19 protein-coding genes and 1 tRNA gene are annotated in these 25,041 nt (G+C 36.1%); 17 read left to right on the forward strand and 3 right to left on the reverse strand.

Translation table 11 applies throughout. The annotated features are described in order from the left end of the window. Nucleotides 1-6: 6 nt before the first annotated feature. Nucleotides 7-1,314, reverse strand: coding sequence for a thymidine phosphorylase (locus tag IPM56_18755; protein QQS36252.1), 1,308 nt, complete (start codon nt 1,312-1,314; stop codon nt 7-9). Nucleotides 1,315-1,537: 223 nt separating this feature from the next. On the opposite strand from IPM56_18755, the gene aspS reads away from it, so the two are divergent. The 12 genes from aspS (at nt 1,538) to IPM56_18815 (ending at nt 17,835) form a co-directional block, all read left to right on the forward strand. Continuing rightward, on the forward strand, nt 1,538-3,304 hold the full coding sequence (gene aspS / locus IPM56_18760; protein ID QQS36253.1) for an aspartate--tRNA ligase: 1,767 nt from the start codon (nt 1,538-1,540) through the stop codon (nt 3,302-3,304). 436 nt (nt 3,305-3,740) lie between these two features. Continuing rightward, nucleotides 3,741-4,124, forward strand: a complete 384-nt coding sequence (locus IPM56_18765; protein QQS36254.1) for a hypothetical protein — start codon at nt 3,741-3,743, stop codon at nt 4,122-4,124. Nucleotides 4,125-4,196: 72 nt separating this feature from the next. Further along, nucleotides 4,197-4,586, forward strand: coding sequence for a hypothetical protein (locus tag IPM56_18770; protein QQS36255.1), 390 nt, complete (start codon nt 4,197-4,199; stop codon nt 4,584-4,586). Nucleotides 4,587-5,130: 544 nt separating this feature from the next. Continuing rightward, a complete protein-coding gene (locus IPM56_18775; GenBank protein QQS36256.1) occupies nt 5,131-6,504 on the forward strand; it encodes a type II secretion system F family protein in 1,374 nt (457 codons plus the stop codon). Further along, a complete protein-coding gene (locus IPM56_18780; protein ID QQS36257.1) occupies nt 6,501-8,291 on the forward strand; it encodes a type II/IV secretion system protein in 1,791 nt (596 codons plus the stop codon). Before IPM56_18775 ends, IPM56_18780 begins: the two co-directional genes overlap by 4 nt. 77 nt (nt 8,292-8,368) lie before the next feature. After that, on the forward strand, nt 8,369-9,598 hold the full coding sequence (gene tadA, locus IPM56_18785; GenBank protein ID QQS36258.1) for a Flp pilus assembly complex ATPase component TadA: 1,230 nt from the start codon (nt 8,369-8,371) through the stop codon (nt 9,596-9,598). Continuing rightward, nucleotides 9,599-11,134: a hypothetical protein gene (locus IPM56_18790; protein QQS36259.1), complete on the forward strand. Its 1,536-nt coding sequence runs from the start codon at nt 9,599-9,601 to the stop codon at nt 11,132-11,134. Beyond that, nucleotides 11,127-12,020, forward strand: a complete 894-nt coding sequence (locus IPM56_18795) for a hypothetical protein (GenBank protein ID QQS36260.1) — start codon at nt 11,127-11,129, stop codon at nt 12,018-12,020. The genes IPM56_18790 and IPM56_18795 overlap by 8 nt, the downstream gene beginning before the upstream one ends. Before the next feature lie 11 nt (nt 12,021-12,031). Then, nucleotides 12,032-13,246 carry a hypothetical protein gene (locus IPM56_18800; GenBank protein QQS36261.1) on the forward strand — a complete coding sequence of 405 codons (1,215 nt, stop codon included), beginning with the start codon at nt 12,032-12,034 and terminating at the stop codon, nt 13,244-13,246. Nucleotides 13,247-13,253: 7 nt separating this feature from the next. Continuing rightward, nucleotides 13,254-13,619, forward strand: a complete 366-nt coding sequence (locus tag IPM56_18805) for a response regulator (GenBank protein ID QQS36262.1) — start codon at nt 13,254-13,256, stop codon at nt 13,617-13,619. 3 nt (nt 13,620-13,622) lie between these two features. Further along, complete coding sequence (locus IPM56_18810) at nt 13,623-17,153, forward strand: response regulator (GenBank protein ID QQS36263.1); 3,531 nt, start codon at nt 13,623-13,625, stop codon at nt 17,151-17,153. 4 nt (nt 17,154-17,157) lie between these two features. Beyond that, nucleotides 17,158-17,835, forward strand: coding sequence for a response regulator (locus tag IPM56_18815; GenBank protein ID QQS36264.1), 678 nt, complete (start codon nt 17,158-17,160; stop codon nt 17,833-17,835). Here the strand turns inward: IPM56_18815 and IPM56_18820 are convergent, their stop codons facing one another. Together IPM56_18820 and IPM56_18825 are read right to left on the reverse strand one after the other, a co-directional pair. Next, entirely contained in the window at nt 17,836-19,818 is a 1,983-nt protein-coding gene (locus IPM56_18820; GenBank protein QQS36265.1) for a response regulator, read from the reverse strand. 6 nt (nt 19,819-19,824) lie between these two features. Beyond that, nucleotides 19,825-21,192 carry a sigma-54-dependent Fis family transcriptional regulator gene (locus IPM56_18825; GenBank protein QQS36266.1) on the reverse strand — a complete coding sequence of 456 codons (1,368 nt, stop codon included), beginning with the start codon at nt 21,190-21,192 and terminating at the stop codon, nt 19,825-19,827. Between the two features lie 86 nt (nt 21,193-21,278). Here IPM56_18825 and IPM56_18830 point away from each other — a divergent pair. The 5 genes from IPM56_18830 (at nt 21,279) to IPM56_18850 (ending at nt 25,031) form a co-directional block, all read left to right on the forward strand. Next, nucleotides 21,279-21,350, forward strand: a tRNA-Lys gene (locus IPM56_18830). 228 nt (nt 21,351-21,578) lie between these two features. Next, entirely contained in the window at nt 21,579-21,917 is a 339-nt protein-coding gene (locus tag IPM56_18835) for a hypothetical protein (protein QQS36267.1), read from the forward strand. Nucleotides 21,918-21,997: 80 nt separating this feature from the next. Further along, a complete protein-coding gene (locus tag IPM56_18840; GenBank protein QQS36268.1) occupies nt 21,998-23,107 on the forward strand; it encodes a T9SS type A sorting domain-containing protein in 1,110 nt (369 codons plus the stop codon). 624 nt (nt 23,108-23,731) lie between these two features. After that, a complete protein-coding gene (locus IPM56_18845) occupies nt 23,732-24,340 on the forward strand; it encodes a T9SS type A sorting domain-containing protein (GenBank protein QQS38356.1) in 609 nt (202 codons plus the stop codon). A gap of 523 nt (nt 24,341-24,863) precedes the next feature. After that, entirely contained in the window at nt 24,864-25,031 is a 168-nt protein-coding gene (locus IPM56_18850) for a hypothetical protein (protein ID QQS36269.1), read from the forward strand. Nucleotides 25,032-25,041 lie beyond the last annotated feature (10 nt).

Genomic DNA, 25,041 nt, shown 5'->3' on the forward strand with positions numbered 1-25,041 from the left:
TGCCTCCTAAGTAATTATTCTTTTAATAAGTTTTGGTTTATTCACTTTTGATTTTGAATACGTTACAGATTCAACAATTTTTTTCGCTGCAAGTTCCGCCTTTGATTTTGAGTTGGAGTGTATCACAGCAATCGCTTCACCACTTTTTATTTTATCTCCGATCTTAACATTAAAAATAATTCCCGCAACTGGATCAATAACGTCTTCTTTCTTGAATCGTCCTGCACCAAGTTCAAGTGCTGCCATACCTATTGAATACGTGTTTATCTCTTTTATATAACCCTCTTTTGGTAAACTGACATCAATCACAAATTTTGGTTTGGGATATTTTTCAGGATGAAGTATGTAGCTAACATCTCCGCCCTGCAGTTTTACAATCTCAACAAATTTATCAAATGCTTTTCCGTTTTTGACAAATGATTCAGAAAGTTTTACGCCTTCTTTAATTGAGGAAACTTTTCCGCCGAGATAAATCATTGTTCCGGATAATTGAATACATAAATCATAAAGGTCGCCCTCAGTAATTTCACCTTTAAGAATTTTTATAGATTCATAAACTTCAAGCCAGTTGCCAATATAATTGCCAAGCGGCTGATTCATATCAGTTATAAAAGCAACCACTTTTTTATTAAATGATTTTGCTGTGTTAATTAAGGAGTCAGCAAGTTCAACTGATGCTTTTGTAGTACGCATAAACGCGCCGCTTCCGGTTTTTACGTCAAGTACAAGTCCGTCAATTCCTTCTGCAAGTTTTTTACTCATTATACTTGCTGTAATTAGCGGAATTGATTCAACTGTTCCCGTTACATCACGTAAAGCGTAGATAAGTTTATCGGCGGGAGCGATATCTTTTGTCTGCCCGATTAACACTGCGCCGCATTTTTTAATAACATTTTTATATTGATTTAAGTTAAGATCGGTTTTAAATCCTGGTATTGATTCAAGTTTATCGAGTGTACCACCAGTGTGTCCTAATCCTCTACCGGAAATCATAGGAACATTAACATCTGCAGCAGCAACTATCGGTGCAATAATTAGTGATGTTTTATCTCCAACTCCGCCCGTTGAGTGTTTATCAATTTTCTTTCCTTTTATTTCATTTAGGTTGATAACAATTCCGCTGTTAAGCATAGCATTTGTTAACGCTGAGGTTTCATCAGCATTCATTCCTATTAAATAAGCCGCCATAAGGAATGAAGAAAATTGATAGTCAGGTATTGTTCCTTTTGTATAAGATGAAATTAAAAATTCAATTTCACTTTTTGTTAAGGAATTACCGTCTCTTTTTTTGCGTATCAGTTCGATGACATTCATAATGCAAACTTAATAAATCCGGTAATGATTATAACGGTAATTTTATATCTGGATGGAAGAAAAAAGTTACACGGAGAACCACAGAGAAGGCACGGAGTACCACAGAGAAAATCCAATAATGTCTTAATCTTTATCTTAGTCTTTATCTGTTAACCCGTTTGTTTGACCTTCCTTTATTGATTATTTTATCCGCCTGAATTTCAAAAAGGAGAACCGGAACTAAATGTTATTTAAAGATAGAACGCATACCTGTGGTGATTTAAGAGAATCAAACATCGGAGAAAATGTTGTACTTAATGGTTGGGTTGATACAAGACGCGATCTTGGTGGATTAATTTTTATTGAACTAAGAGATCGTTATGGAATTACCCAGGTTGTTTTTGAACCGGGATTTAATGAATCTGCTCACACAAAAGCAAAGGATCTGCGTAACGAATTTGTTATATCTATAGAAGGTACGGTAAGAAAAAGACCTGCTGATACCGAAAATCCCAACTTGCCTACAGGTTTGGTTGATGTGATGGTTAATAATCTTATAATATTGAATGAAGCGAAAACAACTCCTTTTCAAATAAGAGATAATATAGATGTAAGTGAAGATAACAGGCTTAAATACAGGTACCTTGATTTAAGAAGACCTATAGTTCAGAAGAACATGATACTTCGTCATAAAATGTATCAGCTTGTAAGAAAATATTTTGATGAAAATAATTTTATTGAAATTGAAACTCCCGTTTTAATGAAAAGCACTCCTGAAGGTGCAAGAGATTATCTCGTTCCGAGCAGGGTTCATAAAGGTAAATTTTATGCTCTGCCGCAATCACCGCAGCAGTACAAACAGTTACTAATGGTATCCGGTTTTGATCGTTATTTTCAAATCGTCAAATGTTTCCGCGATGAAGATTTGCGTGCTGACCGTCAGCCAGAGTTCACACAGATAGATGTTGAAATGTCATTCGTTGACCAGGAAAATATCTTTTCGATAGTTGAAGGACTAATGAAAATCTTATTTAAGGAGGTTTGGGGAAAAGAACTTCAAATACCGCTACCGAGATTATCCTTTGAAAATGCAATGGAGAAGTATGGCAGTGATAAACCTGACCTGAGATTTGACCTTGAAATGACTACTCTGAATAAAGTTTTTGAGCAAACTACATTTAAAGTTTTTTCAGACCCTATTCAAAATAATGGAATAATTACCGGTATTATAGCTCCCGGCTGTGGTAATTACACCCGAAACCAACTGGATGTACTAACTGATTTTGTGAAAAAACTCGGGGCTTCCGGTCTGATATGGATGCGCGTTAAAGAAGAAGAATTAGAAGCTCCCATTCTTAAATTCCTTACAAAAAAGGAACAGGATGATTTGATTTTAAGTTTAAATGCAAAGCCAGGTGATTTGATTTTTATTCTTTCCGGACAAAAATTGAAAACGCTTTCAATCATGGGGCAGTTAAGATTAGAAATGGCTAAAAGGCTGAATTTAATAGATGAAAACACTCCGCCAAAATTACTCTGGGTTACAGAATTTCCACTTTTAGAGTGGGATGAACAAACTAAAAGATTCTATGCTATGCATCATCCATTCACCTCCCCGAGAGTTGAAGATATTGAACTATTAGATAAAAACCCTGTAGAAGTAAAAGCAAGAGCTTATGATTTAGTGCTTAACGGAAGTGAAATTGCGGGCGGCAGTATTAGAATTCATAACTCTGAACTTCAATCCAAAATGTTTTCTGTACTGGGTATCTCCAAAGAGGATGCAGAGTATAAATTTGGATTTTTGATGAATGCATTCAAATATGGAGCTCCGCCGCATGGCGGTATAGCTTTTGGTTTTGATAGACTCGTTATGATTTTTGCAGGGGAAGATTCAATTCGCGAAGTAATTGCTTTTCCCAAAACAGCAAGCGCAGTTTCTTTAATGGATGATTCACCATCAACAGTAAGTGAAGAACAATTGAAAGAACTGCATTTAAAGATTCGTTGAGTCTTTACTATTAGTTGTGAGTTATAATAAAAACCAATTGTAGAATATTGGATGATTTTAAAGATCATCGGGAATCTATACAGGAAAAAATGTAAGGTTCCCGGTAAAGACTACCAAATTTAAAAAATTCAACAGTAAAACTTTCTACCGATCACCGGTAATTTCCTGTCTCTCCAATTCTTCATCACGTAATATCTCATCAAAATTTCACCAAATCGGATGGCACGTTTTTTTATAATGTCTATGCAGTTGTTCTTTTTGGAAATGCTTGAGTTACAAATGATTTTACCAGGTCGGTGAAAGGGTAATAATTACAAAACAGGAATTTATTACTGAAAGTTGATTTCAAAATTACCGATGCAAGTAGAAAAGTTTAATAAATGAATTCAATCGTAAATAAAAATTTTGAATTAGAAAATAGAAAGGTTAACAAGTCGTGGGACAACAACAATTATTATTAGTAGTGTTAGGAGTAATAGTTGTGGGGCTTGCTGTAACTATTGGAATTTTTGTTTTCAGACAAAACGCAGTTGATCAAAAACGTGATTTAGTAATGAATGAATGCAACAACCTCGGCAATCTTGCACTAAAGTATTATAAGAAACCTGCTGTGTATGGCGGCGGTGGAAGTACCAGCTTTGCAGGATTTACCGTTCCGAGTGAACTTGCGGTAACTCCTACCGGTACTTATACTGCAAGCGCTGTAGGAGATAGCCTCATAATCATTGGCACAGGAAATGACGTAGTAAATGGTAGTGACTCCGTGAAAATAATGACGGTAGTAAATTCAAGAGAACATTACTCAAGAGTTATTAATTAAAAAGTAAGCAGATAACTAATTAAAAATAATCAAACACAAATAACTTCAACAACCAAATAAAGGAGATCTAAAATGGGTCAACAACAGCTTCTCTTAATCGTTCTCGGCGTTATCGTAGTTGGTATCGCAGTAGTCGTTGGTATAAACTTATTCAATGCAAATGCAGAAGAATCAGCTAAAGACGGCGTAGTTTCTGATTGTACAAATCTTGGTGCAATGGCACAGCAGTTCTATAAGAAACCTCTTTCAATGGGTGGTGGCGGAAATACATTCAACACCGGTGGACCTAGTGGTGCTGGTTTCGAAATTCCTGCTAGCTTAGTTAATACAGCTAACGGTACATATGCAGCTACACCTTCAGGTACAAACTGTGTTATAGTTGGTACCCCAATTGAAACAAGTTATGCATGGACTGTTACTACTACAGTTACCCCTGACTCAATTCAGTCAGTTGTTAACTAATTAGAACTTAGAATATTTTTCTTAAAGGCTGTATGTATTACAGCCTTTTTTATTTTTAAAAGTCATCACCTCTTCTTCGATCAAACCAAAATTCTTTTCTTAACAAACATCCAGCATAAAACCACTGAGTATCTTTTAACTTTTCTTTTTAAACCTCACTCCAGGAAACAATAACAAGTTAAATTGGTGATCCAATAATTGGATAATATTTTTTTATTAATCATTAGTGAAAGTTGGAAGATATTAATAAAGTTGCTTCTCATTTTTTCATCCTAAAACAAAATAAAAATTTGACTTCATTCAATAGCTTTAACCCAACACGTAAATTTTTATTACTTCTTACCTGATTAGATTTTACAACCTGTAAATTTTGACAATCCAACTTTTGATAAAATGAATAATTCATCATTACTTAGTTTTATCAAAGTTAAATTCAGAGGCACAGTTTTTGACTAAACAGGCAAAAGCGGAAAAATGCTCAAAAATATTTTTGTTCATTTTTCAAATTTAATTGTTAAATTGTAACCAGTATTGAGTCACAAACATGACAGAATTAAAATTCACTGCTGAAAAGCTTAATGGGCAAACCATAAGTGGTGCCCTGTCGGCGAATACCTACGGCGAAGGTAAAAGAAAAATTCACCGTCTTGCCGAAAAAAACCAGCTCAAGATTAAAAAAATTGAGCAGAAGGTAACCTTTCTCTATCGCGTCAGAAGAGGAAAAGATAAACCCATCAGAGGCGAACAAAAAGCATTCACTAAAAAAGAAGTAGTTGATGCTTTAACCAGGCTGGGCTTTGAAGTTCTGTCTGTCAATAAAAAACTTCTCGATTTCCAGCGCAAACCACCCCAGACTGACATCGTTACATTTGTAAAAATCAGTGCTGAACTACTCGACCAGAAACTGCAGTACAGTGAAATACTCACTTTGTTGATTAACGATACACCAAATAAAACACTTAAAGACACCCTTAAAGAAATTAATAATGATCTTAAAAAAGGTGCCGATAGTGAAGCTACATTTTTAAAATATCAATCCGTATTTGGAAAGTTTACTGCATACATGCTTGGACTGGCTTCCAAAAGCGGTAACATGACTGAGATCTATAAAGCAACAGCAAAGTTCCTTGAAAGAAGAATGGAATTTAAAAAGAACTTAAGGAGTGCATTAATAACACCAGCAGTTACTCTTTTCGTTCTGTTCCTTGCTGTACTTTTTTATGTGGGTTATATATTTCCCGAAACCGCAAAGTTGTTTGTGCGTTTCAAAATTGAATTACCACCGATGACAGCTTTCACTTTAAAGATGAGTGATTTTTTACTTGAGAACACTTTACTGGTTGCAGCAGTAGTTTTCATTCCACCCATTGCGTTATGGCAATTTGCCAAATCAAAAAAAGGCGGAATGTTATTCGACCAGTACATATTAAAGCTTCCTGTAATTGGTCCGTTAATGCATAAAACAGTTATCGAAGTTTACTGCCGTGTATTTTATACTTTGTACAGCGGCTCTGCTGAAAGTATAGAACCGATAAGAATTGCAAGTGAAGCGGCGGGTAATAAATATTTTGAAGATAAAATAAAAAACATTGCAATACCTTTAATGATAAAGAAAGGTATTGGCATGACTGATGCCTTTACCGCAAGCGGAGTTTTTACTGAAACAGCATTATCACGATTACATTCCGGCGAAGAGTCAGGAACGATAAAAAATACAGCACTTCAGCTTGCTAACTATTATGAGAGTGAAACTGTCTATAAGCTTAAAAATCTTATCGAAATAATTCAGGTATTCATTGCTATGGTTATTATGGTTGTAATGATTGCTCTAACACTTGTATCTGCTGAAACAGCAACCGTTAGACCTAAAACACCCGGAACAGTAAGTAATCATCAAGTTGAGAGAAATATTGCATGATTGATACTAATCTGGAGATGACCGACAAAATCGGTTACCTGCTCTTTAAAAAAGGAATTATCGATACGTCAATGCTTGAAAAAGCATTGAATGCGAAGGCAAACGATAAGAGTAAAATCAAACGCAATCTTGCTCAGATTCTCGTTCAGGATTTTAATTATGATCATGATCAGATATTCAGAGAAGTTGCAATACTTTACGCCTTTAGAGAGCTTGATACTCGTCCGGATGAAATACCGCCGCAGCGTTTAGAAAATATTAAACAGACTATACTGAACGCGGGTGATGCATTAAAGAGTCAGATGTTAGGGCATTGCGTAATTCCGTTTATGTATGATGAAAGGATTAAAGACAAATTAATTCTTGCAGCCATTGATCCAACAGACAGAAACATACCTAAGATAGCTTTCGGACTTAATGCAAAAAAATATGAAGTAATCTTCATAAGAAAAAAAGATTATGATAAACTGATTCAGACAATCCTTCCCCCGGAAAATGTTTACCTCAAAATGATGGAGGAAGCTGACTCTGAAATGGCAGTTGAGAACGAAGAAGGTTCACTTGATGAAGACGTTCTTAACGCAGAAATAAATAAAAGTGCATTAATAAATCTTGTTGAAGGCGCACTTGTAGAAGGAGTTAGAAAAGGTGCGAGCGACATTCACTTCGTACCCAAAACAGGAAACAAAACAGAAATAGTTTTACGTGTTGACGGCAATCTTCAATTGTGGCATATGCAGGAAAGCACATTACCTGAAGCGGTTGTTGCAGTTGTTAAAGACCGTTCAAAAGGCATGGACAGGTTTGAACGTGAAATGGCGCAGGATGGATTTATACAAAGAGAAATTGACGGACACGTTATCAGATTCAGAGTCTCCGTACTTCCAATGGTTGGTACCGAACTAAAAAATAAATTTGAAAGTGTTGTAATAAGAATTCTTGATGACAGAAAAGTAATTAAAGATCTTAGCAAACTTGGGTTGATGGGTTACACCAAAGAAGCTTTTGAAAAAGCAATACGTCAGCCGCAGGGAATGGTTATCCTTACCGGCCCGACGGGAAGCGGTAAAAGCACAACACTTGTCGCAGCTTTACACCAGGTGATTGATCCCACCGTTAATGTTCTTACAGTTGAAGATCCTGTTGAGTATGTAATATCCGGTGCAAGACAGTTAAAGATCGGATATAAAATGAATTTTGAACAAGCGATAAGATCTATACTTCGTCACGACCCTGATATTGTACTGGTTGGTGAGATGCGCGATAAAGAAACTGCCGAAGTTGCAATCAAACTTGCAAACACAGGTCACTTAACATTTTCAACATTACATACTAATGATGCGCCGAGTGCTGTTGCGCGTTTATATAAAATGGGCATAGAACCATTTCTAATTGCATATGCAATTAACATTATAGTGGCACAGAGATTGTTGAGAAGGCTTTGCAATGACTGTAAAAAGAAAGTTACAAATTTTGATGAAGCATTAATGTCAGCAGCAGGTTTAAATAGTGAAGATTGGGCTAACGAAACTGTATATGAAGCCGTGGGTTGCGACAAATGCGGTAACACCGGCTACAAAGGCAGAATGGCAATTCACGAAGCATTATACTTTACAAAAGAAATTAGACAAATAATAGTTAGATCAGGCGTCGAAGTAGATGAAGAAAAGATAAGAATACAAGCTAAAAAAGATGGCTCTCTCACGCTTCGCGATTCAGGTCTTGAAAAAGTTAAACATGGTTTAACATCAATTGAAGAGGTATTAGCATCAACATCGGATGAGTAAATTTTCCCGTAATTCAAGTAAAATTTACTCTGATTTTTTTGTACAACGAATAAACATATAGGCAACAGGTAGTAATTGTGAGTTTCACCGAAGAAAAAAATATTGTAAGCAATTTTGCAAAAACAATTCCCCAATCATTGTTTGGACCAGACAGGGTTCATTATCTGCTTGAGAACATTGAAACAATGCAGGCAGAATCAAAACTTGTATTGAGAAATCTTTTTAATAAACTTCTTACAAGTATGATCGAACGCGATGCATCCGATATTGAAATTGGCGGTGCAGGATGCGGTGATTTTATATGGATGAGAATTTTTGGTAAGAAAGAAAGAGTTAAAGACCTTCCTCAGTTTACTGCAGATGAAGCTGCAGTCCTGATTATTAATCTTTTAAATGGTAATCAAAGAAAGTTTTTGTGGGAAAATAAAAATCTCGATTTCAGTTATACTTATTTTTATGAGCGTAAAAAAGCTTTCGTAAGGTTCAGAGCTGATGCATATTTTGATCTCGACACATTAGCATTGAATATGAGAGCCATCAATGCAGTGATAAGACCTATGGACTCACTGGGCTTTCATCCTAACGCTGTAAAAGTAATGAGTCATGCTTATATAAAATTCGGTTTGTCATTAGTTACGGGAATCACAGGTTCCGGTAAATCCACAACACTTGATACATTCATTGATCACCATAACAAATTTGATCCCGCGCATATAATCATCATTGCCTCTCCTGTTGAGTACGTTCATACTTCTAACGTATCGATCATTAAACACAGGGAGATAGGTCGTGATGTAATGTCTTTTAAAGAAGGTGTTATTCAGTCATTGCGTCAGGATCCTGATATTATAGTCGTAGGAGAAATGAGAGATCCGGAAACCATAATGGCAACACTTGAAGTAACTGATACCGGACATAAAGTTTTCTCAACTCTTCACACATCATCAGCATCAGAATCACTTGATCGTATAATAGCTGAAGTGCATCCTAATGAACAGGAACGTGTTCGTAACAGGCTTGCTGATGTATTAACATCTGTGGTATCGCAAAAATTGGTTCCAAGCCTGGATGGTAAACGAGTGATGGCAAAAGAAGTCCTTATAGTAAATCCGAATGTTAAGGCTGCTATAAAGAATAATAATATCAGTGAAATTTATATGATGATTAATCAGGGCGGTCCCAGCGGTATGATAACTATGGAACAGGATTTAAAACGCCTTTATATGGAAAAGAAAATTTCACTTGAGAACTGCATTGCTTATGCAAATAATAAAACAAGAATTCAACAACTATTAACGGCTGCTTAAATGAAACCTCTTGTATGTGTATACTGCGAAGGAAACGACACTAAAATAGCTGTCATCAATAAGGAGAATGAGAAGATGAAAGTTCTCCGGACAGTTACGGTCGACGGACTCAATCCCAACATCGAAGTTGATGAAGGATTGTCTACCTTAAACATTGAAGGCGACGAATTTAAGCTTGATGGTATTAACAAACCCGGAACAGATACAAAGGTTGCTGCAACAAGTTTCAGTACTTTGAATGATTCACTTCGCGGGTTTAATCTTAGTAAAAGCATGTTTATTCCTGCTCTTACTGAACCGGCTATATACTATCATGTCTTTGAAGGTTCGAAACAACCCAAGTCTGCCAAGATAACCCAGGAGATCATTAATGACATTCAGGAAACAAAGAATGTAACCGTTGATAAAGAAAACCTTGGGTATATTGAACTTGCGGACAAATCGCTTCTCTCGGTATTTCTTGGCGGTGAAGTTGGCTGCATTCAGCTTATCAATTCGTTGGCAAGACATAACGGACAAAGACATTATAAAATTCCTACTGTCAAAAGTGCTGAGCTATCCCTGGCATATTACGTTGCAAAAAGGAAAAAGTTTTTCCCTGATGACTATTCATTAATCGTTTACATCGGGAAAGAATACAGCAAACTTATCTTCTTACATGGAAGAAAATTAAGACATATTGGAACCACGCTTGATATAGGTACGCTTAATCTTCACACCTATGATGTTTACTTTTCAAAAATATTACTTGAAATGGAAAACGGCGGTATCTCTTCACTCGATAATATTATTGTGTGCGGTGAAGATGATTCTGAAAATCTTATTCTTTCATTCTACGGAACATTTCCTGAAGCGAACGTATCAAGACTTGAGTTTGATGATCTGGATATTTCTGCACTTGACGCGGATACAAAAGAAAAATTTTCTGCATTCAGTATTCCAATAGCAGTAGCTGTAGATTACTTTGATGAGTTGAAGGAAGAGCATAAAGGAATCAACCTTCTGCCGAAGTATGTTAAAGAAGAACAGAAGTTTTTCCAGTTTGCATGGCACGGTTATGCAATGCTGCCGTTGTTGTTTGCGGCAACATTTTTTATTACTACCCAGGTATTAAAAAACACACAGGAACTTTCCGATCTGGATGGCCAGATTGCGGAACAGAGAATTTTAGTGCAGCAGAACAAGGAAATACTTAATAAGATACAGGAACTTGAAACAAAGATAAGCGGTTTCGACCAGACGCAGGCTATACTTGATTCAGTATCAGTCGGCACCGGTGTCTGGAAGGATGTTATGAATAATATCTCGCAGTTCTTTGGTGTAAAGCAAAACATATGGTTAACAAAATTAACTAAAGGTGAAGGCGATCAGGTAGTACTCGAAGGTTATGCACTTTCAAAAAATGTAATGACAGATTTTGCATACTCTATTGAGTCAGCGGTTCTTAACAAAGTTGTTTACGAAGCTTTGCGTGAGAGCAATGCATACAAATTCACACTAACTTTTAATTTATCAAGCTATCATAAAAATGAATAGAAAATTAAAAAGTACGCTTGGTCTCGTCGGCTTACTGATATTTATTCTCCTTCTTGGCGGTATATATCTTTTCATTATTCAGGGCGGTGAACTAACCGAGAAAAGAAATCAACTGGAGGAGCTGAAAGCCAACGATTATAATACAGAACAGTTGACAATGCAGTACCAGGATCTGGTAAGACGTGCTGCAGTGCTTGATTCAGTTCTGGCGGCAAGAAAGTTCAATATCCCGATGAATCTTTCTTCCATAAAATTCTTCACCTTCGTAAATGATGTGAGTACGGCGTATTCGCCATTCACTCATATAGATATAGAGTTTACGGAACGAAAGCAGGAGAAAGAATTTTTCTACTATCAGTATAAATTGAGCGGAGCCGGAAGTTACAGTGATGTGTACCGTTTTATTTATGCAATAGAACAAAGCAAAGAGTTAAAAAAGATAAGCCAGGTTTCGTTGGCTAATCTTGTTACAACTGATCTGGATGATATTCCGCATTTTCTTGTAAGTTTTAGTTTTACAGTTAATGTGTACTTTGCTAACAATAACCGCTTTGCTACAGCCGACCTGGTAGAAAATAATCTGAGCACAGGAGGAATTTACGATTCATTCTTCCCGCTTATACGTAATGAAATTCCGCCTAATATTGATGGATTACTCGATGTACAAGGAGCAAAACTGCTTGCATTAATTCCTGAAGGGGCATTCCTTGCAGACAGTAAAGGCAATACCTACTTAGTTTGGGAAGGAGAACAGGTTTACCTCGGTTACTTAACTAAGATCGATTACGCAAATAACCGGGTTAGCTTTATCCTTAACAAAGGTGGTATAATAGAAAAAGTTGATCTCGAATTACAAAAAGAAGTAGTTTCAAAAAAAACTAAATAGAGAGTATTCAAATGAAAACAATAACTAAAGCACTTTTAATATCTCTGTTCCTGGCTGCACTGGTATTTCCACAGCAATACCTTGAAAAACAATTTAAAGGCTACACCAGCCCGGAAGAGATTGTTACACTTTCGGAAAACCTGACTTTTAACCAGGCTATTCAGCTTCTGAGTAAAGTCAGTGAAAATTCCAGAGGTAAAAAAATAGTCTCTACGGTAAGCATGGATACTCCTATCGGAATTGAAATTAAGAACATACCTTACGACAAAGCACTTGTTGTTCTCGTTCAATACGTGGGACTTGTCTTTGAAGAAAAAGAAGACGTTATAATTGTTAAGAAAAAGATTGAAACAGTTGATAACCGAACCCCGGAAACATATGCTTCAGTAGATTCGCGTGAAGTTAAAATATCAGCAGTATTTTTTGAACTGGATGTTGCCGAATCACGACAGAGAGGAATTGACTGGAAAGTGCTGCTCTCTAAAAAAGGATTGGATCTTGGCGGACAATTGGGAATGAATCAAACTGAAGAAACCGCGGAACAAAGAAGCTTTGAGCTTAGCGCTTCCAGTGATTTTGAAGTTGGAGATTTTCTCGGCGAAGCAACAGCGATATTTAAATTCTTTGAAGAAGAAAATCTTGGTGAAATTATAGCCAGCCCTAACATCGTAGTTAGAGATAGGAACGTCGGAAGAATACAGGTTGGTTCTGATTTCTCTGTTAAGCAGCGTGACTTTGCTGGTAACGTTGTTGAAAGTTTCTTCCCTACAGGTACAATCATCGAAGTAACACCTTATGTATATAAAGAAGATGAAATTAATTATATGCTTCTGGACCTGAAAGTTGAAAGAAGCTCATTCAACCAGACCGAAACAACAACTGAGATTAGAAAAACACAGGCAACTACTGAAATAGTATTACTTAATAATGAAGAAACTGTTTTAGGAGGTTTGTTTGTAACTGATCAGCAGAAAGTAAGAAATGGTATTCCATTCTTTAAGGATCTACCATGGTGGGTATTCGGTATAAGATATCTGACAGGAAGTGATGAAACAGTTGATACAAAAAAAGAGCTCGTAATTCTTATAAAAGCTGAACTGGTTCCAACACTAAAAGAAAGACTTGCAAGCCCGAATAATGATACTCTTCTTAAAGATGAGATTAAAAAGAACACAGAAAAAATAAAATATCTTCAGCTTAACGGTACGGAAAGTCGTATAAACTAAAAGTAACATGGAATCAATTCTTATTGTTGATGATGATTTAAGCCTTTGTTCGGTATTAAAAGAAGAATTGGCTGAGGTCGGCTACGAAGCTGAGTTTGTAAATTCAGGTGATGCAGCATTTAATTACCTGAATCAGAATAAAGTCGATCTCCTTCTTCTTGATCTTAAAATGCCGGAGAAGGATGGCTTTGACGTTCTGAAAGAACTATCACAAAAACACTTGAACACAAAAATAATTGTACTTACAGCTTATGCTGATGTTAAAAGTGCAATTGATTCGGCAAAAATGGGGGCGAGTGATTTTATCAGTAAGCCGTATGATTTTGATGAATTGTTAATTACGATAAGAAAAGTTTTGCAAAGAGATACATGAGTAATGAAATTAAGTTACCGGATTATCTTTATAAACTTCGCAATTGTGGTATTGGTAATTGCCAGCTCTGCTGTTGGCTTTTACTCAATAATGTATAATGCTTTAACCTCTCAGCAATCCCGCCATTTATTAAACGCCGCAAATAATTTTATCTATACTTACCGTGAATTTCTTGAAGATGTTCAGGGTGAATACTATCTGATAAAGAAAGATCTTATCTCTGATTATACTTTTACTGAGGACAGACTCGGCAAGAACCTTGACTTTGTTTTACAGGTTCATAATGATGAGAGTAATCTGCTTTATGACAGAGTGCACAAAGATTTTATTATTATACCTTCAGGCAAGTTTAGTATAGAAGATTTTATACTCAATAATCCTTATGCAATAGTACAGATAGACACTCTCGAAAAAGGAAATACTTTTTACTACGGAAAATTATTCTCATCGGAAATAATTCATTTGTTTGCAAGAAGAATAAATGTTGAACTGGCATTAGTATGGAACGGAATCCCTTCGGAAATTTCCAACCCGGCAGTTAATCAGCGGTATTTTTATGCTTTGAATGAAGCATCAATAGCTCTTCAGAACAAAAAAAATTATGATCTGTTTGCCAGTGAAACTGAATCAACAGATATACTCGCAACCATTTATAAACCTTCTTACGAATTTGTGAATGAAAACAATTTTAAGTTTCTGTTGTTTTCAACACTTAATGAAGCGGCTGATCTTCGGTCAAACCTGAAGGATATTCTTATCATAATTGGTCTCGCTTCAGTTACTATTTCACTGATCCTTACATATATATTCACCAGCCGTATTCGTAAACAGGTAGGACTGTTAAGCAAGGCAACCGAAATTACCAGCGAAGGACATTTCAAAAGTAAGATAACATTAAAGAGTAATGATGAGATAGGTCAGCTTGCCGATGCATTCAATACAATGATTGATGAGATCGAAAAAAATCAGAAAGCCAAAAAAGAATATGCGGAGTTCATTGCTTTAATAAATCAAAACCCGACTTTAAAAGAAATAGGCGAAGCGACTCTGAGTAAGATCATAAAAATTTGCGGGTTCACAGTCGGTGCTCTGTATCTTGTTGAAAGCGAATCAGTATCACTCATAAGCTCTTTCGGTTTAAATGAAAATATTTCTTTGGGTGAGAAGAGTGAGTTTTACCAATCAGTTATAAAAAAGAAAGAAACGCTGGAAATAATTTCAGGAGGTAACCTTCCGGTTATTTCTACAGGACTCGTAGCAATAGAAATAAAATATCTTCTGCTCGTTCCGGTTCTTTATAACAACAGGGTCATAGCATTGCTTGAGCTTGCATCAATTGACAAACCGACACCGGAAGCCAGGGAGTATCTTGTAAAAATACAGGACCAACTTGCAGTTGGATTAATGAACGCGACAACGCTTAGACAGTTGGAAGATCTCGTTAAGGAATTAAAGCAACTGAATGAAGATTATCAGAAACAAAACCTGCAGGTTAAAAAACAGAATGACGCTCTGCTTGAACTGCATACACAGTTAAAAGAAAAAGCCGATGAACTTGAAATACAGAAGGAACGTGCTGAAGAATCGACAAGAGTTAAATCGCAATTCCTCGCAAGTATGTCTCACGAGTTAAGAACCCCGATGAATTCAATTCTTGGGCTTACTGAATTAATACTTCAAAAAGGTATACTTAGAGATAATGATAAAGAACGCCTTGAAGTTGTTTTTAAAAACGGCAAAAGGCTGATGAATCTCATCAACGATATTCTTGATCTGTCAAAGATTGAAGCAGGCAAAATGGAACTTCACTTTGAAGATGTAGTTCTTGATGATATGATAAATGATATTGAAGTGTATATAAAACCTTTGCTGCTGAATAAATCAATTGAGTTTAAAACAGTTAAAGAAATAAACACAAGCATTCTAATTAAAACAGACAGATCTAAAGTTACCCAGGTGATGGTTAATCTTTTAAGTAATGCTATAAAGTTTACCGAGAGAGGATTTGTTGAATTCAAAATTTCAACTGATGAAAAACAGCAACTTGAATTTATGGTTTCCGATTCAGGAATAGGTATATCGGAAGAAGATCAGAAAATTATTTTTGAGGAATTCAGACAGATTGATGGCACTACAACACGCAAATACAGCGGCACAGGATTAGGACTTAATATCTCAAGGAAAATTGCAGCACTGCTTTCAGGCTCAATATCTGTCAAAAGCCAGCCATCAATTGGTTCATCATTTATATTTTCTATCCCGTTTACATTGATTAAAGAACTGCCAAGAGTTGAAGTCGCGAAAGTAAATCCGGCAGTTCTAAAGCAGAATCGTCTCAACCCTGTGCTTGTAATTGATGATGATGCTGAAGTTCGTTATACAATTGGTCAATATCTTTCAACAAGAGGTTACGAAGTAATTTACGCGGAAGATGGACAAAGAGGTATTGAAAAGGCTGTAAGGTTTCAGCCATTTGCCATTACATTGGATATTATGCTTCCCGGGAAAGACGGTTGGAATATTCTGAAAGCACTTAAAGAAAACTCTCAAACAAAGGATATCCCTGTGATCATGGTATCAATTCTTGCTGACCAGAATCTTGGTTACGGGCTTGGTGCTTTTGATTACTTTGTCAAGCCTGTATCCGCAAACCAGCTTCTCTCAGCTTTCGATAAGCTTGAAGGAATGACCGACAGGAGAATAGAAAAAATAGTTTTAGTCGATGATGAAGAGTTTGAGTTTGATTTGATCAAGAATGCGTTCAAAGATCAGAACATCAGGATACATTATATAAAAGATAGTGAGATTGCATTCAGCAAAATCAGAGAGATTCAACCCGACCTTGCAATCATTGATTTGTTTATGCCTAAAATAGATGGGATAAATCTTTCACAAAAACTGAAGTCTCACAAGGAAACAAAACACATCCCTATCATTATCAATACAGAGCGCGACTTAACTGAGGATGAAGAAATAAAATTACAGGCGATAGTAGAAGATATTACCATCAAAACACGAAGTCATCCTCTTGATGTGCTGAAAATCGTAAGAGATAGAATCAATCAGCAGGAAGAATACTATCATCACATCGGCATTGATATTGATAGTAATTCAAATGAAGTTGTTAAGTCACCTGATACGGAAATAAATGAAGAATATTTAGGTGATGTTTTTATTATTGATGATGATCCGGACACTCTGTTCACGTTGAATGAAATTGTTCAGGAATGCGGATGTAAAACTATCCTCGGGAAAAGTGGTAAAGATTGTTTATCACTGCTTCAGCAAAAAATACCTGATCTTATTTTACTCGATATTATGATGCCAGAGATGGATGGATTTCAAACTATAACCAAAATTCGTGAAAACCCGGAATGGAAGGACATACCGGTTTTCGCAGTGACGGCAAAAGCAATGGCTGGTGATAAAGAGATCATCCTTAAACATGGATTTGATGACTATATAAATAAGCCGGTCGACGCTAATGCAATGGCATTTAAAATTGAAAGAACTATTAAGCAAAAAAACAGCTAAGAGCATGGAAAAAATTTTAGTAATAGATGACCTTCCGGAAAATGTTTTTCTGTTACAGGACAGATTAGAACATGAAGGTTATGAAGTATTAACTGCATACGACGGTAAAACAGGAATCAACAAAGCAATAACAGATCTGCCTGACCTTGTTTTACTCGACGTTATTATGCCCGATATGTCAGGCTTTGAAGTATGCAGAACACTTACAAACTATCCGGCAACATCCAAAATTCCGGTTATACTTGTAACGGCAAAAGCAGGTGCCGATGATACAAAAGAAGGGCTGGAGGCTGGTGCATTTGATTACATAAAAAAACCATTCGATAAGGTGGAGCTCCTGGCGCGTGTCCGTTCAGCACTAAAACTATCAGAGGCACATAAAATGGTACTTGAAGCCGAACAGAGAAATACATTCGCGGCAACTGTTGTAACCGCAAATCATAAAATCAAACAACCGCTCACGTTAATGAGCCTTTCTCTTGCTGCTATAAAACGTGAATTGAATAAGGAAGAAATTTCAAAAGAAGCACTTCTTAAACGACTTGAATATATTGATACCGCAATCAGTGAAATAACAAGTGTGTTAAATCAGCTGAACGCGATGAAAAGTCCTATCTTTTCTGACTATGTTAAAAATATAAAGATGATTGAATTCGATAAGGGAAGTGCTGCCGCGGAATAATCAGATCAGTTTTTTTATTGTGGTTAACATCGTATCAAATTCATAAGGCTTGGGAAGCATATTACTAATTCCCATCTTGTTCACATCAAAATCTTCATCGAATAAAAGACTGCCTGTTGACAGAATAATCGGCATATCAAGATTCAGCTCTCTTATTCTTGCAACACAGTCAAGTCCGTTCATTCCGCCCGGCATGTTATAGTCAATAATAACCATATCAACTTTTATTTCTTCCGTAAGTACTTTTAACACTTCAGCACTTGATGAAACACGTATTACATTATATCCGTTCGATTCAAGTAGTTCTGCTAAAAGGTCACGAAGCATAATCTCATCATCTGCTAGAAGTATAATCTTATCTGACGGATAACCACTTTCAATTGCAGCTGGTTCGTAAGCAGGAATATAAACATTGAAAGTAGTCCCATTTTCTTTTGAACTTTCAACATCAATGTATCCTTTATGCGCTTTAATTATTCCATAAGTAACATATAGTCCAAGCCCTGACCCGGTTTCCTTTTCCTTAGTTGAAAAATACGGATCAAAAATCTTCTGTACATTTTCTTCACTTATACCTGAACCAGTATCATTGACCGAGAAACAAACATAGTTCCCTTTCTCAAACAAGGGGAATCTGATAATGTTTTTTTCATTGATGGTGATATTCCTGGAAGTTAAAGTGATTACTCCGCTGCCTTCAATTGCTTCTTTAGCATTTACACAAAGATTTAAAAGCACCTGGTATATTTCTGTCCCGTTACCAAGGATATCATAAAGTGATTCATCAATCGAGGATTTAAACACAATATTCTTTGGGAAAGTTTGTGTTATTACTTTTTCAATTTCACTTAAAAGAGTTAAAGGTTTTACAAGCTCTTTTCTTTTAGGAGTCGGTTTGCCGTATGATAATAATCCTTTCGTCAAGTCTTTAGCACGGATAGAACAGTTCTCTATATTATCAAGCAGTCGTAATATATTATCATTCTCCGGTACTCTTTTTTTAAGAAGGTTTAAACTTCCGAAGATACTTGATAACAGGTTACTGAAGTCATGTGCCATTCCACTTGAGAGTTTACCTATAGTTTCAAGTTTTTGAGATTGAAGAAGTCTGCTCTCAAGCGCTGTATTAAGTTCGCGTGATCTTATACTGCCCGTTCCAAATGCCAGTAATGAAGCATATTGTTCAAGGATATTTATTTCAAGTGCAGAGTAACTTGTGTTTTTTTTACCGACTATAATTACCGCAAGCAACGATCCATCAAAAAAACAAGGGGAAATAATCAGCGACTCACATTGTAATACTCGTGCAAGGTTAAAACCTATATTGTTTCTCTGGTTTAGTGCTGAAAGTGAACGATGATTTATCGACAACCATTTGTTAATAAATGAAAGACTGGATAAAACTTCTTTTTCCGCATCCGGGGATAATCCTGTTTTTTCTACAGGAGATGGATAAACGAAATCATATTTTTTTGATTCATTATAAAAAACCATTAAACCGATATTACTATTACTGATTTTAATACTTCGTTGTAAAATTTCTTCGGCGATGGTATTCAGTGATTTTTCTTTTGCAAGCATATTAAGAATATCATGCAATTCCTTCTGGAACTGAAGGTTCAATTGCAGTAATTCATTCTGCTCATTTTGTGTCGCTGCTGAATCACCAACAGAAATGAACTTAATAAAATAACCATCAATTGATTTTGTCGATTTAAGAACAGTCAGGTTTAGCGTCTGACTATTTGCAGGATTCTGTATTATAAGTGATTTTGATTTGGTAAGTTCTTTCAGAGTTTCCTGCGGAATAAAACCAAACACAGATGTGATTGATTTCCCTTTTAACCTGTCAGCAGATACTCTTTCCTTAAAACTTTTATTGAACCAGATAAACTTCTGATTTTTATCAGCCAAAGCTATAGGAAGAGAATCAATTTCTAAAAGCTCTTTGAGAGCATATTTAGAAATCAGTTTATCAAGCATGTGATCTTAGTCCTGTCTGATTGCGTACTTCTTAATTTTTGTATAAAGTGTTTTGGGGCTTATACCTAACTGGCTGGCGGTTTGGGTTCTGTCCCAACGGTTAACTTTTAGTACCCGTTCAATATGCCATCGCTCCAGGTCATCCATACTTAAGATGTTTTCAGGAGGAGATGAATAATCTGGTTGTGACTTGAACTTACCCTGTACGGTAAAATTTGGAAGATTTAAATCTTCTGGTCTGATATATTCCCCCTCAGAAAAAATTATTGCTCTCTCAATTATATGATCAAGCTCTCTGATATTTCCTGTAAAATTATAATTCTGTAATAAATCTTCCGCCTGCTGTGAAAGTTTCTTTGGGGCACGTACAGGAGATTTACTTTCAAGAAAATGAGTTGCAAGCAGAATAATATCTTCCTTACGGTCACGCAAAGGAGGTATAGTAAGTGTGATAACATTTAACCTGAACAATAGATCTTTTCTAAAATTTTTATTGTCCGCTTCTTCAAGCAGATTACGGTTTGTAGCACCGATCACTCTTACATTAGATGTTAGATTTGTTACTCCGCCAATTCGACGGTATTCACCATTCTCCAAAAATCTTAAAAGTTTAGGTTGTAAGGCAAGACTCAATTCTCCAATTTCATCAAGAAACAAAGTGCCGCCATGTGCTATTTCAACTAATCCCTGTTTGGTTGATTTTGCATCCGTAAATGCTCCTTTTTCATGCCCGAATAATTCACTCTCTATTAATTGATCAGGTAAAGAAGCACAGTTAATTACGACGAATGGATTCTCCGCGCGCGATGAATGTTTATGAATATATTCAGCCAGTAATTCTTTTCCTGTACCGGTTTCACCTTCAATCAGGATGTTAGAGTCAGAAGTAGCAGATTTGTTTGCAAGATTAATTACTCTTTGTAATTCAATACTTTTTCCAATTATGCTATTTGATTGTTTCTTATTTACCTGGTTTGCAAGGATGGTTGTTTTTACGACTAACTCTTTATGTTCCAAAGCTCTTTGAATTGTAAGTAACAGTTCATCAAAAATGTAAGGTTTGGTAATGAAATCATAAGCCCCTAGTTTAATGCACTCAATAGCTTTTTTAATTTCTGATTGTGCTGATAAAATTATCACCTGAGTTGATGAATTATACTCAGCGGCGAATTTCAAAACCTCTTCACCTGAAACTTCTTTCATATTCAGATCAAGAAGCAAAGTATCATAATTTTTTCTTTTTAATGCTTCAATTGCAAAACCGCCGTCATAAACAGTATCGACTGAAAATCCTTCCTCCAGGAGTTGTTCTTTTAAAAGATAACAAAGGGTTTCGTCGTCGTCACAAACAAGAATTTTTGAATTTTTTATCATAAAATTTGGCAAATAGTTAAGTTCAATGTGATTGGTAATTTGGAATAAAAACAACCATTAATTATATTTCCGCTTCTAATTTTTGAGGGCGCGTAGCTCAGGGGTAGAGCATCTGCCTTTTAAGCAGAGGGTCGGTGGTTCGAGCCCACCCGCGCTCACAAAAGTCCTTCATTTTCTCCTTTTCCCACGGACATGTAAAAATTACATATCTAAATCACTCAATAATAATACTTTATTTATCTAACAGCAAGTTGAGATTTCGTTAGTAAAACACTTCAAACTTGTATTTAATGGCAGAGATATACGGAAATTTTCACAGGACGGAAATGTTTTTATGTTCAGTAAAAAGTCTGTAATTTCAAATCAATTTTTATGATCGGAAATATATGGGTGGAATAATATACTGGGCATTAATCAGAACAGCGATTGTTATTCCTTTGCTATGGTTCTTAACGGGCTATATAGATTACCGGTTTTGGTGGATAATATTTTGCTTCCTCGTTTATGGTGTTATCATCCATCCGGCGATAGTTCGCTACAGATCTTTTGAAGAACAAAACAAACAAATTGTTGAAGCTTCATTATGTTCAAGCTGCAGACATTTTGATAAATCAGCTGTTCTGTGTATGAAATATGATAAACATCCCTCCGTTGACTTCCTGCCATGCGATGGTAAGGATTGGGAACCTGGATCTGAGCACGGCGTATTAACTGATTCTGATTAATAGAAGGTGTCACTAATTTCAATTTACAACTACTACTTCATTTGAATCCAATCATATAACTCATAATCAAAGAGGTCGTAATGGCAAAAGGTTACTCTAAACCCGTGCTTCCATTCACAGTTCTGCTTCTCATACTTAGTTCTACGTTTTTGTTATATGCTTACTCTACAGGAGTTACCGGGGAGACCAGGAAAAATGGTAATGGATGTTTTTGTCATGCAGTTGATCCAACTTTAAGTGTCAATGTTGTTATAAGTGGTCCAACGCAGGTTCAAATAAATAGTGTTAATACGTACACTGTGACAATAAGCGGCGGACCATTAGTGCGAGGCGGTACAAACATTGCCGCATTGACAGGCTCGCTTGCAAACATCAATTCCGATCTGCAAATCATAGGTGATGAACTAACACATGTTTCGCCTAAATCACCTTCCGGCGGATCAGTTACTTTTCAGTTTCAATACACCGCACCCGGTACACAAGGTTTCGATACATTATTCGCTAACGGAAACAGTGTAAACTTTAATGGATTTAATGATGGCGATCAGTGGAACTTTGCTGATAATTTTGCTGTGCAGGTGATGACAATTGTTCCGGTTGAATTGACAAATTTTTCTGCCTCGATAAACGGAAGATCAATTTTGTTGAGATGGACTACCGGCAGTGAAATTAATAACAAAGGATTTGAAGTAGAAAGACAAATTGTATCTTCAGGTGAAATCGAAAGTGATTGGATAAATATTGCTTTGATTGAAGGTGCCGGAAATTCAACATCAGAAAACCGGTACACATTTGAAGATAAAAATTTGAATACAGCGACTTACAGGTACAGGTTAAAGCAAACCGATTTTGATGGTTCATTTACTTACTATAATCTTGCCGGTGAATATGAGGTTAAAGGACCTGAGTCATTTGTTCTGGATCAGAATTTCCCGAATCCATTTAATCCTTCAACAACAATTGGCTACTACATTGATTCACCGGGATTTGTAGAGTTAAAAATATTCAACACTCTTGGTAAGGAAGTTGGAGTTCTGAAAAGCGGTTATGTTAGTGAAGGTTATCAGTCACTTGCGTTTGATGGTTCAGCACTTTCAAGCGGTGTGTATTACTATCAATTAAAAATTCAAAAAGAATCCGGATCACAGCCGGTACTTTCTGAAGTGAAAAAAATGGTGTTGATGAAATAGTTTCTTAAATGCGGAAACAGGGATAAGAAAAAATAGTTCCGCCCGAAACGATGATTTAAAATTTGCGCGATGAAATTTTATAACCTTGTTTCCGCAATGTCTAATTGATGATTCATTAGAATAAAAGCTGCTTATAGTCGATATAAGACATAATTTGTGTTGGCAAACATCGGGTGATAATGACGTGGTAAAATTGTTATTAAGTTCCGGTTAAAATTGGAATTGATTTTATCTGAATAAAAAATAATTATAAGTATCAGTTGAAATCACAGGTTTTTTATTAAAGATTTCTGGCGTGAAAAGTGTAAACCAAAACAACACAATTCTATTAAAAAGCCTTAAGTAAAAAAATCCTGATTTATTTCTTTATCTGATTTAGGATTTACCGTAAAGAAAATTAGTATGTAAAATAATATGTATTGGAGGAACCAATAAATGATCTCAAATAAAAAACCAGTTACAATTACAGTCCTGTTAATAATAATTTCGTCAACGATTTTAATGTACGCTTTCTCTACCGGGATAACCGGCCGAACGATGAAAAACACGACTGACCCGGGTTGCAATTGTCACAGTACTACTCCATCGGGAAATGTAAGTGTTGTGATAGATGGTCCATCAATTATGGAAACCGGTGCAACAGAAAATTTTACTGTTACAATTACAGGCGGTCCTTTAACAGCGGCGGGAACTAATATCGCTGCTTCATCAGGGACGCTTAATGTTTTGGAAGGTTTACAAAAGATAGGGCAAGAGCTTACTCATACAAGTCCAAGAGCTGCAACCGGCGGATCGGTGGTGTTTGAGTTTTCTTATACTGCCCCCGCAACTGCAGGAGATATAATTTTATATGCGAACGGTAACAGTGTAAATCTTAACGGAAATAATACCGGCGACCAGTGGAATTTTGCATCGAATAAAACTATTACTGTGCAAACACCTACCGGTGTTGATGATGAAAATATTCTTAACGCATTCAAGCTTGAACAGAATTACCCGAATCCTTTTAATCCGACAACAAGGATTGATTATAAGGTTGGCGGGGCAACGAATGTATCACTTGTAGTTTATTCATCATCCGGTGAAGAGGTGACGACTCTTGTTAATGAGTTTAAGTCTGCCGGCTCTTATTCAGTTAACTTTGATGGAACAGGATTGTCATCGGGAGTTTATTATTACAGGTTGACAGCGAATAATTTTATCGAGACGAGGAAGTTTGTTTTGATGAAGTAGGGTGGGGCAATGTATAATTTACAATGTACAATGTATAATTGAAATTGAGGCGATCAGGAATGGTCGCCTTTTTTGTTGCGCGGAGAAATTTTTTTTACCACTCAGGCACTAAGAACACTCAGAAGCACTAAGGAGGAATTGAACGAAGATAGTTACTAGTTACTAACTGCTTGTTACCTGATACTGGTGACGAGACGGGTATACCTGATCTCAAATATATTTTTGTAAAGCGTGATTGCTTAATCTTTTTATTCAGTCAGTCATTGAATCAATCAGCCATTCATCTTTCCGGACTCAGCCCTCTCCTTTACTTTATAACACACTGATCAAAAAATTGCAGACTGCCGACTGTTGACTGAGGATTTGCACACTGTCTATTGCCTGCGGTTTATTTCTAACTTTTCCCTTCCCAATTAAACACTTAACACTAAATATTTAACATTTGAAATTGGTTTTCCGTTACGCTAAGTTACTATTGTATTTGTGCGCCCCTTTTTCTTATCTAAAATCCCGGGGCAGTGCTTTGTGGCAGTTGTACAGGTTTGGCTTGTATGTGGAAAGCGGTTCGGGAGAAAATAATTTTATTTACAGGATGATTTATGGTAAAATATTCTTTGGCTTTCATCTTATTCTTTTTTCAAATTCAATACGCACAGAAGATTTCAAACGAAACGGATTCGTTTTCCAATAATTATTTATTA

The sequence above is a fragment of the Ignavibacteriales bacterium genome (assembly GCA_016700155.1).
Classification (GTDB): Bacteria; Bacteroidota; Ignavibacteria; order Ignavibacteriales; family Ignavibacteriaceae.

Bases quoted from the DNA above. Each gene is read 5' to 3' on its own strand.
- IPM56_18755 (QQS36252.1), bottom strand. From the start codon at position 1,314: ATGAATGTCATCGAACTGATACGCAAAAAAAGAGACGGTAATTCCTTA.
- aspS (QQS36253.1), top strand. From the start codon at position 1,538: ATGTTATTTAAAGATAGAACGCATACCTGTGGTGATTTAAGAGAATCA.
- IPM56_18770 (QQS36255.1), top strand. From the start codon at position 4,197: ATGGGTCAACAACAGCTTCTCTTAATCGTTCTCGGCGTTATCGTAGTT.
- IPM56_18775 (QQS36256.1), top strand. From the start codon at position 5,131: ATGACAGAATTAAAATTCACTGCTGAAAAGCTTAATGGGCAAACCATA.
- IPM56_18780 (QQS36257.1), top strand. From the start codon at position 6,501: ATGATTGATACTAATCTGGAGATGACCGACAAAATCGGTTACCTGCTC.
- IPM56_18790 (QQS36259.1), top strand. From the start codon at position 9,599: ATGAAACCTCTTGTATGTGTATACTGCGAAGGAAACGACACTAAAATA.
- IPM56_18795 (QQS36260.1), top strand. From the start codon at position 11,127: ATGAATAGAAAATTAAAAAGTACGCTTGGTCTCGTCGGCTTACTGATA.
- IPM56_18800 (QQS36261.1), top strand. From the start codon at position 12,032: ATGAAAACAATAACTAAAGCACTTTTAATATCTCTGTTCCTGGCTGCA.
- IPM56_18805 (QQS36262.1), top strand. From the start codon at position 13,254: ATGGAATCAATTCTTATTGTTGATGATGATTTAAGCCTTTGTTCGGTA.
- IPM56_18810 (QQS36263.1), top strand. From the start codon at position 13,623: ATGAAATTAAGTTACCGGATTATCTTTATAAACTTCGCAATTGTGGTA.
- IPM56_18815 (QQS36264.1), top strand. From the start codon at position 17,158: ATGGAAAAAATTTTAGTAATAGATGACCTTCCGGAAAATGTTTTTCTG.
- IPM56_18820 (QQS36265.1), bottom strand. From the start codon at position 19,818: ATGCTTGATAAACTGATTTCTAAATATGCTCTCAAAGAGCTTTTAGAA.
- IPM56_18825 (QQS36266.1), bottom strand. From the start codon at position 21,192: ATGATAAAAAATTCAAAAATTCTTGTTTGTGACGACGACGAAACCCTT.
- IPM56_18835 (QQS36267.1), top strand. From the start codon at position 21,579: ATGGGTGGAATAATATACTGGGCATTAATCAGAACAGCGATTGTTATT.
- IPM56_18840 (QQS36268.1), top strand. From the start codon at position 21,998: ATGGCAAAAGGTTACTCTAAACCCGTGCTTCCATTCACAGTTCTGCTT.
- IPM56_18845 (QQS38356.1), top strand. From the start codon at position 23,732: ATGGAAACCGGTGCAACAGAAAATTTTACTGTTACAATTACAGGCGGT.